Annotated in this window: 10 protein-coding genes and 1 other annotated feature; of the genes, 7 read left to right on the plus strand and 3 right to left on the minus strand. The window is 49.7% G+C overall.

Annotated features, from left to right (window positions below):
- Positions 1 to 96 precede the first annotated feature (96 nt).
- Positions 97 to 882, minus strand: coding sequence for an NAD/NADP octopine/nopaline dehydrogenase family protein (locus QZN42_RS08745; protein WP_296956650.1), 786 nt, complete (start codon positions 880 to 882; stop codon positions 97 to 99).
- Between the two features lie 179 nt (positions 883 to 1061).
- Positions 1062 to 1284: a binding site (T-box leader), on the plus strand.
- Positions 1285 to 1549: 265 nt separating this feature from the next.
- On the opposite strand from QZN42_RS08745, the gene QZN42_RS08750 reads away from it, so the two are divergent.
- The 6 genes from QZN42_RS08750 (at position 1550) to QZN42_RS08775 (ending at position 9510) form a co-directional block, all read left to right on the plus strand.
- Positions 1550 to 2305: an amino acid ABC transporter ATP-binding protein gene (locus QZN42_RS08750; RefSeq protein WP_296956653.1), complete on the plus strand. Its 756-nt coding sequence runs from the start codon at positions 1550 to 1552 to the stop codon at positions 2303 to 2305.
- A gap of 1 nt (position 2306) precedes the next feature.
- A complete protein-coding gene (locus QZN42_RS08755) occupies positions 2307 to 3002 on the plus strand; it encodes an amino acid ABC transporter permease (protein WP_296956658.1) in 696 nt (231 codons plus the stop codon).
- Entirely contained in the window at positions 3002 to 3697 is a 696-nt protein-coding gene (locus tag QZN42_RS08760) for an amino acid ABC transporter permease (RefSeq protein WP_296956660.1), read from the plus strand. Before QZN42_RS08755 ends, QZN42_RS08760 begins: the two co-directional genes overlap by 1 nt.
- Before the next feature lie 727 nt (positions 3698 to 4424).
- Complete coding sequence (locus QZN42_RS08765; protein ID WP_296956663.1) at positions 4425 to 5750, plus strand: glutamate-5-semialdehyde dehydrogenase; 1326 nt, start codon at positions 4425 to 4427, stop codon at positions 5748 to 5750.
- A 1025-nt stretch (positions 5751 to 6775) separates the two neighbouring features.
- Positions 6776 to 7666, plus strand: coding sequence for a M48 family metalloprotease (locus tag QZN42_RS08770; RefSeq protein ID WP_296956666.1), 891 nt, complete (start codon positions 6776 to 6778; stop codon positions 7664 to 7666).
- 383 nt (positions 7667 to 8049) lie between these two features.
- Positions 8050 to 9510 (plus strand): hypothetical protein, encoded by a 1461-nt coding sequence (locus tag QZN42_RS08775; protein WP_296956667.1) that lies wholly within the window; start codon positions 8050 to 8052, stop codon positions 9508 to 9510.
- Between the two features lie 153 nt (positions 9511 to 9663).
- On the opposite strand, the gene QZN42_RS08780 is transcribed toward QZN42_RS08775, so the two are convergent.
- Positions 9664 to 10611 (minus strand): alpha/beta hydrolase, encoded by a 948-nt coding sequence (locus tag QZN42_RS08780; RefSeq protein ID WP_296956669.1) that lies wholly within the window; start codon positions 10609 to 10611, stop codon positions 9664 to 9666.
- A gap of 405 nt (positions 10612 to 11016) precedes the next feature.
- Here QZN42_RS08780 and QZN42_RS08785 point away from each other — a divergent pair, with 405 nt between their 5' ends.
- On the plus strand, positions 11017 to 12333 hold the full coding sequence (locus tag QZN42_RS08785; RefSeq protein ID WP_296956671.1) for an ATP-binding protein: 1317 nt from the start codon (positions 11017 to 11019) through the stop codon (positions 12331 to 12333).
- Between the two features lie 243 nt (positions 12334 to 12576).
- Here QZN42_RS08785 and QZN42_RS08790 read toward each other — a convergent pair whose 3' ends face one another.
- Positions 12577 to 13098, minus strand: coding sequence for a nitroreductase (locus tag QZN42_RS08790; RefSeq protein ID WP_296956674.1), 522 nt, complete (start codon positions 13096 to 13098; stop codon positions 12577 to 12579).
- Between the last annotated feature and the right edge of the window lie 398 nt (positions 13099 to 13496).

The following is a 13496-nucleotide window of genomic DNA, read 5'->3' on the forward strand; positions in this document are numbered from 1 at the left end:
AAAAGGAGAAGGACAAAGAGCAGAAGACCGCCTGAATAAGTGGGCTAACCCCGAACAGAAAAATTAGGAATGGGTGTCCTTGACAACGGGACCGTTTTAAGTCTCTTTCCTGTCACCCCAGGCAGCGTTCAGTACGTCCAGAAGGCTGGAAAGTTCAAGGCCCAGGGCCTTTCCGATGGCCAGTCGTTCCTGATCACAGCCTTCCATGAATTCTGCCACCCGCTTCGTGAGCGGTGAACCGAAGAAATGGAATTCTTCCCCGTTTTCAATGCGGGTGATATTGAAAAGGCACTGGCTCACATGGATGATGGGATTGGTAGCCGAAAGAGAGGTGGACGCAGGAGAAGAGACCCGCACCACATGGGAGGCCATCCGGTGGAGCAGCTCGGAAAGGGCTCCTTCTTTTCCCATGCAGGAATAAACGATTTCCTCTTTCACCGCTTTGAACGTAAGGGATTTATAATCCGGCGCCAGGGTCCCGATGAAGGGCATATTGGCAGTCTCCGCGATGGTAATATCCGGAAGGCGGGGCCTCCTTGAAAGCTGGCGGGTGGCCTTGATGGCTCCCCAGCAGCCGTTCACGAAAAGAATGATCTGCCCATCGTGAAGGAAAGGCGCTATTTCCTCCGTTACACTCTCATGGTCTGTGGCCCGGGTGAAAACCATAAGGATATCCCCGTAATCCACCGCTTCCTTCAGGTCCTTCACCACCGGTACGTAAAAGGATGTATTCACGGCACCCTTTACTTCCACCGGTCCTTCGTTCCAGACTTTTGCTTTGGCAGCGTTTCGCACATACACTTTGACGGCCATATTTTTCAGTTTAAAATAAGAGGCGGCGGCAATGCCGGTGCTGCCTGCCCCGATGATGGTAATATTCATGATTCCTCCTCAGTCCTGAAACGACTGGTTTTCTTTTATTATTATATATTTTATCCTTTTATTCAAGGGCGGGGCGGACAGGAAATCCTGCAGGCTATGACAATTCCGCCTTCCATTTCCCTGATTCATGCTTTTTCTTGCATTATATACCTTCCTGTGTTATATTGAATTTAATTAATCTTACAGCGATGAAGAGAGAAAGTACGCGCAGGAAACACCAAAGAGAGCCCGGTCTGGTGGAAACGGGTGTGGGGAATGCGGGGAAGTGCCTCTCCGAGCAGGCAGGGTGAAGATAGTAGTCCTTCCCGGGATGCCCGTTACAGCTTCGAGTCTCGGACTCACTGAGGCTGCTCCGGCGATGGAGCGGCAAAATTGGGTGGAACACGGTCCTCCGTCCCTTTAGGGATGGGGACCTTTTGATTTATATGGAACCTTTCCCCGCGGATACCTCCATATGTACCTGCCTCATCAGCCGCCCACCTCCACGAACTCCGACCCACGATCCACGATCCACGGACCACGATTCACGAACCACGGGCCACGGACCACGAATCACGAATCACGAACCACGAGCCACGAACAACGAACAACGAACAACGAACAACGAACAACGAACAACGAACAACGATTTAGTATATTAATATGTATATATAAAGGAATGATGACCATGTCCCTTTTACTTCAAGCCGCACATATCAAAAAGTCTTTCGGAAAGGTGGAAGTCCTAAAGGATATCAGCCTCACTGTGGAGAAAGGCAGTGTCGTTTCCATCCTGGGCCCATCCGGTACCGGGAAGACCACATTCCTGCGCTGCCTGAACTATCTGGAAAAGCCAGATGCCGGGAAGCTCTCCATTTCCGACGTATCCGTGGATTTTTCTCATATTTCCAGAAAAGAAATCCAGTCCCTCCGCCGGAAGTCTACCATGGTCTTCCAGTCTTTCAATCTTTTCAGAAATAAGACGGTTCTGGAAAATATCACCGAAGGCCTCATTTACGGCTATGGAAAGCCAAAGAAAGAAGCTATCGAAATTGCCATGAAGGAACTGGAACGGGTGCACATGGCAGATTATGCGAAAATGTACCCCTCCTCCCTTTCCGGAGGCATGCAGCAGCGCGTGGGAATCGCAAGAGCTCTTGCGCCCCGGCCGGACGTCATTCTTTTCGATGAACCCACCTCCGCCCTGGATCCGGAACTGGTAGGAGAAGTACTGGATACGATCGCAGAAGTAGCGACCCTGGGTATCACTATGATCATCGTCACCCACGAAATGCACTTTGCCGAGGAAGTTTCCTCCAAAGTGGTCTTCATGTCCGACGGATATGTAGTGGAAGAAGGGACGCCGGAGGATATTTTCGTCCATCCGAAAGAGGAGAAAACGCAGCAGTTCCTCCAGCGCATGCTGAAGAGAGAAGAGGGTTAGTATGCTTACCTTTAATACATCGTTTTTCTGGGGCCTCTTCCCCAGACTGGCCACGGCCCTGCCTTTCACCATGGAAGTCATTATCGCTTCCATCCTGCTCTGCCTCCTGCTGGGGTCTCTGGTGGCCGTAATCCGCATAGCCAGGATTCCCGTGCTTCACCAGCTTTGTGAAATATGGCTTTCCTACAACCGGTCCATGCCATTTATCCTGGACCTTTACCTGGTCTACTTCGTCCTTCCGGCCATCGTGCGGATGCTCCACATCAGCCCCGACGGCTGGCCCCTCACCACGTATGTGCTGGTGGCCCTGGCCTTCCACTATACGCCGGTCATTTCGGAAATCATCCGCCCTGCCTATCTTTCCGTCGATAAAGGGCAGCATGAGGCAGCCATCGTTTTTGGACTTTCTCCCTGGCACCGGGTAGTGCACATCATTGCGCCCCAGGCCCTGCCGGTGGCGCTTCCGGGCCTTGTTTCCGAAGCCATCAATATTCTGAAAGATACGTCCGTCATGTTCTTCATCGGGGTAGTAGACCTCATGGGACGGGCAGGACTCATCATCAATGCGAACTACGGCCAGGGCAAGCTGGAGACCTATTGCGCAGTGGCTCTTATTTACTGGTTTCTCGTCATCCTGGTGGAAGTTTCCTTCCATATTTTCCAGAGACTGAATGGTCAGAACATGAGGAGGGCATAATGATCGATTTCGAAGTCATCCCTACCGCCCTCCTTTACATCATGGGCGCTATACCCAATACCCTTTTCATGGCCCTTGTGACCATGGTCTTTGCCATTATCCTGGGAAGCATCATTGCAGTCATCCGCCGGAATTCCGGGAAAATCGTAAATGGAGTCTTTGCAGTCATCGTCTCCTTCCTCCGCGGGGTACCGGCTATCGTACAGCTTTTCATCGTGTACAATTCCCTCCCCTTCCTGCTGGCGCCCATTATTTCCACTTTTGCGGGCCATACGGTAAAACCTTTCGACGTCTCTCCCTACTGGACCGTATACACCACGTTCATCCTTTACATGACTGCCTATCAGTCGGAAAATATCCGGGGTGCCCTCATGTCCGTGGACAAAGGGCAGTATGAAGCAGCTGTGGCCATGGGCATGACTCCTTTCCATGCCTTCACCCGCATCGTTTTCCCCCAGGCCTTCATCGTGGCCCTGCCTTCCTTCTTCACCTACTACCTGAAGACCATCAAGCTGCTGGCCCTCGTCTTCACAGTGAAAGTTATCGACATGTTCGCAAAAGCTGACCTTTTCTCTGCCCTTTACAACCGCCGTACAGAGCCGTACATCGCAGATGCTATCGCCTACTGGGGCATGGCCATCATCCTCACCTTCTTCTTCAACTGGTGGGAGAAACGGCTGAGGGAGAAAATGTGATTTGCCTGCCGATAGGACTTGTTCGTTAGAGCATATGTGCCAGGGACTTTGAAGTATTCGTTTGGCCTTCCCTTTCGACTTGAGGTGCTGCGGCATTTGGGCCTGGGACTTTGGGGTATTCGTTTGGCCTGCCGAGGCGACTTGAAGTGCTGTGGCATTTGTGCCCGGGGCTTTGGGGTATTCGTTTGGCCTTCCCTTTCGACTTGAGGTGCTGCGGCATTTGGGCCTGGAACTTTCAGGTATTCGTTGGGCCTGCCTCTTCGACTTGAGGTACTGTGGCATTTGGGCCTGGAACTTTCAGGTATTCGTTTGGCCTGCCTCTTCGACTTGAGGTGCTGCGGCATTTGGGCCTGGAACTTTGAAGTATTCGTTTGGCCTTCCCTTTCGACTTGAGGTGCTGAGGCATTTGGGCCCGGGGCTTTGGGGTATTCGTTTGGCCTGCCGAGGCTACTTGAGGTGCTGTGGCATTTGGGCCTGGAACTTTCAGGTATTCGCTGGGCCTGCCGAGGCGACTTGAAGTGCTGCGGCATTTGGGCCCGGTCGTTCTTCGTTATTCGATGTTCATTCTTCGTGAAGGTGGGCGCGCAAATTCATAAGCGCGCCCTTTTATATTTCTAAAACATTCACAGTTCTTCTCTTTTTGGGTATAATATTATCAATATATAAGAGGCCGCTTTTGATTTGAAGCGGCCTCCTTCCCGAAATCCCCATTCCGAAATCCGTTTTTATGATTTTGGGAAAACATTCTACCCTGGAAAGGATTAACCCCATGTCCACCATCCATGACATTACAAAAGAAATGAAACTGGCCTCCCCCATTCTGGCGGCTGTGCCCATTGAGACCAGGAACCTCGCGCTGGATCTGATCAAAGAAAATATTCTGGCCCACAGGGAGGAAATATTTGCAGCCAACGAGAAAGATCTTTCTCTGGCTGATGAAAATCATGTAGCACCGGCAGTGAGGAAGCGCCTTAAATTTGATGAAGGAAAATTGAAAGACGTGACCCATGAACTGACGGACCTGGCAAAGCTGCCCGACCCGATCGGAAAAGTCACTCTTGATAGAGAACTGGACGCAGGACTCCGCCTGCGCCGGGTGACCTGTCCTATCGGGGTAGTCGGCGTGATTTTTGAAGCCCGGCCGGATGCGCTGGTCCAGATTTCCTCGCTCTGCCTCAAAAGCGGCAACTGCGCTATCCTGAAAGGCGGAAAAGAAACCACCTATACGAACCGCATCCTTTTTTCCGTGATTCACGAAGCAGCCGTAAAGGCAGGACTCCCGGAAAAATGTCTCTTCCAGGCCGAGCAGCATAGTGAAATCGATGAACTCCTCGAATGTCACGATACAGTAGACCTCTTAATCCCGAGAGGCTCCAACAGTTTCGTCCAGTACATTATGAACCACACATCGATCCCGGTCCTGGGCCATGCAGATGGAGTCTGCCACATGTACGTGGATAAGGACTATGATATTTCCAAAGCCATTCCCCTCATTATCGACGGCAAGACCCAGTACACCGCTGCCTGCAATGCAGTGGAAACGATCCTCGTCCATGAAGATATTGCAAAAGAATTCCTGCCGAAATTAAATGAAGCACTCAAAGCAGCGGGCGTGAAAGAACGGGGCAGAGACGATGTGGAAGAAATCATTCCCGTAGAAAAAATGAAAGACGATGAAAGCTGGCACAAGGAATACCTGGACCTCGTCCTCTCCATCCGCCTTGTCAGAGATGTGGATGCAGCCATTTCCCATATCAATCAATACGGCTCCCACCATACGGACTGCATCATTACGGAAAATAAAGAAACCGCCGAACATTTCATGAACCTCGTGGACTCCGCCGGAGTCTACTGGAATGCTTCCACCCGCTTTGCAGACGGATTCCGCTATGGATTCGGCGCTGAAGTGGGCATCTCCACCAGCAAAATCCACGCCCGGGGCCCCGTAGGCCTGGAAGGCCTTATCTCCTACAAGTACAAACTGTACGGAAGCGGTCAGATCGTGGGAGACTATGCGAGTGGGAAGAAATCGTTCCATTTCAGAGATTTATAATCAGCATAATAAAAGAAGGGCCCTTCGGTCCTTTCTTTTTTATTGGATGTTCGCTAATGGCTGATGGGTAATGACTTTCTGCCCCTTGCGTCGGGCAGCTGTACATTGAAGTTAACAAGTTACAGGATGACCAGCTAAATGGCGATTCAGGGTAAAAGCTGTACATAAGGGTTAATAAGTGAATGAGCCGGGCCACAGACCGCACGATCCCCCGGGTGTCCCCTTGAGGGGAAAATCCTGCCGAAGGCAGGTAAATGGGTGTACTACAGATACTTGGCGATATGTTAGACAAATATTGCCTATTAAGATACATGTTATTCATACCAGCTGAGCGCCGAAGGCCCTGTCAAAACTTGCGCCCGAAGGGCGCCACCTTCCCGACCACCCCGATCGTCCCGACCACCCCGATCACCCCGATTCAAAGGGGTGTACTACAGATACATGGCGATATGTTAGACAAATATCGCCTATTAAGATTCATGTTATTCATACCAGCTGAGCGCCGAAGGCCCTGTCAAAACTTGCGCCCGAAGGGCGCCACCTTCCCGACCATCCCGATCGTCCCGACCACCCCGATCACCCCGATTCAAAGGGGTGTACTACAGATACATGGCAATATGTTAGACAAATATCGCCTATTAAGATTCATGTTATTCATACCAGCTGAGCGCCTAAGGCCCTGTCAAAACTTGCGCCCGAAGGGCGCCACCTTCCCGACCACCCCGATCGTCCCGATCACCCCGATTCAAAAATTTATTTCCCTCCGAGCTTCCTTTCCATTCCCCATACTCCCTATGCCCTTATGGAATGTAAAGCAAGAATCTCTGCGAAATCCTTCTTACATTCTCCAGGTTATATGGATTGGGAATAACTTTTTATCCCGGCTGTAACTTAAATTATTTTTATATTCATTTAAAGGAAAACATGCGTGCATATTCCTCTAAAAATGAGAAATTTTCCTTTTCAGCCCATTTTCCCCGTGCTATGATTAAGGAAAATCCAATATATTGAAAGGAATATCCTATATGACCAACGCTGTACTCATCGTCCTCACTTTTATCGTGAATTTCATATTGAATTATTATTTCTGGGTTATCATGATTATGCTTTCATTTATCTTTGGGTATCAGCCGGCCCCGGGCACGGAAGATGAAATAGTCCTGAAGCTCACTCTTGCCTCCATCCTCATACCAGGTCTTATTTCCCAATCCGGCCTCATGACAGGGATGTTTGTCTATAATGAAGGCGGAAGATCCCCTTCCCCTGAAGATGGACGTTATCTTCAGGAATGCCTGGACGATATCTGCCTTCGTGCACAGCTGGATCCAAAAGAATACCACCTTTATATAGGCGCTGTAAATGAATATAACGCATTCGCCCTGGGAAAGACGATTACAGTCTTCTTCCCCATTCTCCGCGATTTACCCAGGGAAGAAGTTATTGGGATCATGGCTCATGAAGTGGGGCATATTCAGAACGGTCATACCCGAACCGGTCTTCTCTGCGTGGGCATGTCATGGTTCAATACCATTATCAAGCTCGTTTTTAACGGAATAGCACTGATTTGTCGTCTCTTATTCTGGATTCCCTTCCTTGGTTTTGTCCTTAATGTTTTCTCACTGTTTATCATAACCATTTATAATATTATGGATATGCTTCTCTACATTCCTACCTTCCTCATCAACCGCTTTGGCAGCCGTCAGCAGGAATACCAGGCTGACGCCTATGCAGCAAAGCTGGGTTATGGGCCTGCTCTCGCTTCTGGCCTTGCAAAAATAGAAGCGTACTATGGAAATAGAAAAATGTCCATTTTTCAGCGAATCACCTGCGACCATCCCGGTACCGATGCCAGAATAAAAGCCATACGGAAAATCGTGGAAAAGCAGCAGCAGGAATCCGGCTTCTGGGATGACTGACCTCACGGCCGGCTCACCGGGCCGCAAAATCAGGCGGCCCATTTTTATTTTTCCCATTTTGATGTATGATAAGTTTGAACATACTCAAGTCATTAGAAATATCTGAACTTCATGATTTGGAAATATGGAAGTGGTTAGTTCTTAGTTTTCAACCTTCCGAATATCCCAACCTCTTCTACATAGAAAGTTTCCTTCCCTGTCAAATTTTTTCTCCCTCAGAATGCCCCCTGCCCTCCCGGCAAGGGAGCTCCCGAAGCAAAGCGTAGGATAAGGGGCTTCCCACCGCTATTTCCTCTGCCTGTGCAGAATCCCCTATATATTCGTGCTGCGAGAGCGGCACACCTTCCCCCAATCCGCAATCCGATTTTCCCAAAGGAGCAGAAATGAGCAAGTTAAAGACCCTCCGCAAGGAGCACCAGTGGAAACGATACGCCCTCTACCTCTGCGGGCTCCTTGTCGCCATTTTTGCGCTCATCCTCATTGCGGCAAAGATTCTTTCCTACGGGGCAGCCCAGGTCTTCAATTATGCTGCCGGCCGGCAGGACATGCTGCGGGGAACCATCACGGTAGAAACGATTACGGCCAATACCCGCGGAGGTGTCACTTTCACGAACCTTGCCTGGGATGATGTAGACGGAGACCCGATCCTGCGGGTGCCGGAAGGCTCCTTCCGCGTCAACCCCTGGGATATCCTTCGCGGACACTTTGTTTCCACTACCGTGCAGGAACTCACCCTCATCCGGCCTGCCTTTGCGGTGGAATTTGATGAAGATATGAATGTGGACTTCGTCAACCGCAAAGCTGAACGAAAAGAAAAGGAGAGAGAAAAGGAAGACGAAGAAAACGGGCTGAAAGAATTGGAAAAGAGAGTCAATAATTTCAACCGCAGCGGAAAACCGATCAAGGCAAAGCTCACCCTCATCGACGGAAAAATGGAAGCCTTCTACCGGGACCGCCACTACCTGGTGCGCCATGTGAACCTGGAAGGAGAAATCAATACAAAAGGCACCACCCGGCTGGACCTCAAAACCGGTTCCTTCGGCGGTACTGCCATAGGTGACGGAGCAGACCTTTCCTGTGAAATCAATTTCAAAACCGACGGTCTTCCTGCCATTATCGATTTCACCGCCAAAGGCGTGGACCCCTCCTCCCTGGGACTGGGGGATGATATCCATGATAAACTCACCCTCACCCTGCAGGCCTCAGGTCCTATTTCCCATCCCATAGGAGATGGCCATCTTTCCATGGATGAACTGCACATCCCGGCGCTGGACTTTTCCAAAGTCACGGGACTCATCCACTACGATGATGGACTTATGACCTTTAAAGACGTAAATGCCGGGGTATATGGAGGAACCGTCACTGCTTACGGAGATTACAATATCGATACCAGGGCCTACAACATCTACCTTTCCGGAGAAGATCTGGACAGCCGCATCCCGTCAAAAGAGCCGAAATTCTACTGCCTTGTGAAACTGGACGGAGAAATCCACTGCAAGGGAGACCAGAAAAGCCTTGTGGCCTTCGGAAAATTCTCCACCGGCGACGGTTTCTACATGCTTGTACCCTTCAACAGCATCAGCGGGACCTTTAATAACCACTACCGGACAGTGGACTTCTATGATGTAGCCATCGATACGAATTACGGCATCATCCGCACCGATGCCTTCCATATCATCAACGGCAAACTTCATTTAGGAAATATCGAACTGGTGGACAAAGATACAGGAAAAGTTATGAGCCTCAAAGAAGCAGCCGACAACGAAGGACCCATGAAGACAATTAAGAAAATACAGGAGAATGTGAAGAGCATCAAAAAACAGGTAGATGAGCTGAGGCCGTAATTTTTGGATAGGCTTGTATATCTGGTTCATCTCATGTCCGATGAAACGTTCTTCGTTGTTCGTTGTTCGTTATTCGCTGCCCGCAGTTTCTACAGGTGTCACAAGTTCGTAGAAGTTCAAATAAAAAATGCGTCATCCGACGCATTTTTTATTTTACAATTGAATTTCCCCCAAAAAGTCCCCTACCACTTTCGAGTAAACGGAAGGGGAGGCACCCCATTCGGCAGCGTGGGATACGTTTTCGAAGAGGTACAGCTTCTTCGAAGGAGAAGAGCTTGCTTCATAGAGTTCCTCAGCCCGCTCATAAGGGACGAGGGTATCTGCCGTGCCATGAAGGAAAAGGGTGGGCACGGTGGAATGGGTCACTGCGTTCAATGGGTCCATATCCCTTGTGGTCTTATGATAGCGGAAAAGAAGGTCCCCCTGGAAGAAAGGGTAAATGGCCCGGAGGCCCCAGAGGGCTCTTTCGTCACCAAGCCAGGCAAAAAGCTTTTCCTCAGCCAGCTGCTCCAGATTTCCATAAGAGCTGTCGGAAATGACAAAGGAAAGATTTCTCCCCTCCTCCGTTCCGCTGTAAAGAAGGGACATGGCTGCTCCCAGGGATACTCCGTGAAGGCCGATTTTCCCGGAAGGCGTATTCTTTCGTGCCCATTTCACCCAGGCCGATATATCCTCCGTCTCCCGAAGGCCCCAGGTGGTGCGGCCGCCTCCCGATTCCCCGTGGCCCCTCTGGTCGATGAGAATCATATTGTACCCCAGATTCCGGTACATCCTCGTATAAGGCAGGCACATGCTCCGGTTCTGGTACAACCCGTGAAGAAGAATCACCGTAGGCCGCCCTTCCCCGGGATCAGGCATCCAGGTCCCCTTAAGCTCCGTCCCGTCGGCAGAAATAACGGACACCGTCTTTCCCCCGGACCAGGCCTCTGCCTCCCTCATGGCAGGAGTCATTCCTCTATGATTCACAATCCCCAGGATCTCATCCCAGGGCGCATTCAATAGATTCTCCGTCATCTCATGCCCCAGGTAAAACCCGGCTCCCAGGGCAAGGATGAAAAGAGCGATGATCATATTTCTAAAGAAATGAAAAATAGTCCTCATAGAAATCCCCAAATCAAAAACAAAGCAGAAAATCAGTCAAATCTTCGTGATTGCCCGCCGGGGAAAAATCCCCATATATACGTCGGCGGAGAGCCGACACCCTCACGAATCACGAAATCTCGAAATGGACTATATCAGGGCTCGCCGAGATGAGGCTGCCTCACGAATACCGAATGAGACTCTGCTCAATGGTGCACCAAGATGGAATGTATCTCATGGTATACCCTCAAGTTCACTTCAAGTCAAGAGGGCCGTCATTCGTCTGCATACAAAAAGTTTCTGCATTTCACTGCACAAACTTATAAAAATAAAAATTTTCTGCAGTTAATTACATAAACTTTTTATTTTCTCAAATTTATGCTACAATTCAATAGAGAATCCATGCGAAATCAGAGAGGAGGCCCCATGAAACATAACCAGGATCTGAAAATGAGAAAGTCCTATCTGGACCGATTAATTGCCTTTCAGGATAAAGAGCCGGTCAAAATCATTACAGGTATCCGCCGCTGCGGCAAATCCAGTCTTTTGAAGCTCATGGCTCTCCACCTTCTGGAATCGGGCGTGGAAGAGAAGCAGCTGATTGAAATGAATTTCGAATCTTTTGCCTTCCGCCATATGGATGTGGACAGTCTCTACGAATACATCAAATCCCGTATCCTCCCCGGAAAGCGGATGTACCTTTTTCTCGATGAACTCCAGCGGGTGCCCCAATGGGAAGAAGCAGTCAATGCTTTCCGCGTAGATTTCGACTGCGATATTTATGTCACCGGTTCCAATGCATACCTGCTTTCCTCGGAATACGCCACCTACCTTGCCGGACGATATGTGGAAATACGGATGCTGCCCCTGTCCTTCCGGGAATTTCTTGACTTCCATGATTTTACCCTGAAAGAGGAAGAAACCCTTCTGGGCCCCCGGAAACAAATCCATGACAAAGCCGGCACTTCCTATGAACGGAAGGACCTGTTTGATGCCTATCTTCACTTTGGCGGCATGCCTGGCCTTGCAGACGTGGGACTGGTCCAGGACAAAGCCCTCACCCTGCTCGATGGCATTTACAATACCGTGGTATTCCGGGATATTCTTGAAAGAGAAAAAAGGCGGGGCCGGCCGCAGGTAACTGATCCCATTCTTCTCGACAAAATCATCCATTTCCTGGCTGACAATATCGGGAGCAGTATTTCCGTTTCCTCCATAGGAAATACTTTAATCCATGAAGGACTTCTCTCCCCGGACAGGAAATCCACCCCAAGCACCCATACCGTCCAGTCCTATATCCAAATGCTTCTGGAAAGTTATTTCTTCTATGAAATCAAACGGTTCGACATCAAAGGAAAAGCCTATCTCCGGACTCTGGGAAAATATTACATCGTCGATATGGGCCTTCGCAATTATCTCCTGGGCTTCCGGGACAGAGACAGTGGGCATATCATCGAAAACATCGTGTATTTCGAACTTCTCCGCCGGGGATATGACGTGGCCGTAGGGAAACTGGGAAATATGGAAATAGACTTCATCGCTTCCCGGGCCGATGAAAAGCTTTACATCCAGGTCACCGAATCCATGATGAGCGAAGACGTAAGGGAAAGGGAACTGGCCCCGCTCACAAAAATCCGGGATAATTACGAAAAAATCATCCTTACCCTCGAACCGGGCCTTGAAACCAATTTCAATGGCATTCATTCCGTCAATCTCATAGACTGGCTGCTGGAGGAGAATTGAATAACACTCTCACACTTCCCGGCTTTGGATATAAGCAAAGCAGTTATCATTTAACAGTTCTCCGTTCACAGAAAAAGGCACCGAAATCAGACGGTGCCCTTTTTCATTGTAAATATCAATTCCAGGACTGATAAAATGAGACTCTCTGAAATTCTGCGTCTCCGTATCTTCGCCGGGAACTCATAACTGATAAATAACTTTAAACCTGTCAGGATTTCAGTCATCCATCAGGATGAAAGAAAACTACCCAATCCGGTAAATATAATCCTTCTTCCTGGGAGCTGCCTTTCCTGCCGGCTTTGCCGCATAGCCCAGGATGCAGTGGCCTATGCCTTCATAGTCTCCTTTGATTTCCAGCTTTTCAAGGATGGCCTTTCCTTCAGGCAGCTCGAATTCTTCCTTTGCCCGGTGAATCCAGCAGCTGGCAATACCCAGGGATTCGGCAGCAAGCATCATATTTCCAAGGACCAGACTGCCATCATAGACGTGAGTGGGCCTATTCTTGTCCGCCAGCACGATGGCCACTTCCGGAGCCCCGTAGAAAGGATCCATCTTTGTGCCCATGATTTTCGCATTGAGGGCAGAGAGTTCATCCCGCAGTTTCTTATCCGTCACCATGATGATAATGGGAGACTGCCGTCCCATGCCCGTAGCCGCATAGGTTCCTGCCTCCAGAATCTGCTGCAGGATGTCTTCCGGAATGAGATCCGGTTTAAAAGAGCGGCACGCCCGGCGGCTCAGGATAGTTCTCAAAGTTTCGTTCATATGTATTACCCCCTCTACGTAAAAAAGGAAATATTTCCAGTTCACTCTGAAATCAATATAGCACAAAATCTTGAAATGGCAAATGAATCACAAAACCGATTCCTCGCCGGAAATCACCCCCCCGCCTGTGCACATCCCCCATATAAAATTCGTTGCCGCATCAGCGGCAACACCTTCCCGAACCCCGCACCCCGCACCCCGAAATCTCGGAATGGGCTATACCGGGCCGTGCCGTGGTGAGGCTAAGACCCGAATACCGTATGTTTCTCAATCCCCGGTAACTACTAAACCTGCACTATCCATCAGCATACCAATTGATGCACTAAAAAATCCCATCTCTTACGAGATGGGATTTTAATCAGCAGCTTCCTATCCTCCCGGGCCGCTTCCAGCCAAGT

Origin of the sequence: uncultured Dialister sp., from assembly GCA_900314595.1 — a bacterium.
In the GTDB taxonomy this organism is placed as follows: Bacteria; Bacillota; Negativicutes; order Veillonellales; family Dialisteraceae; genus Dialister.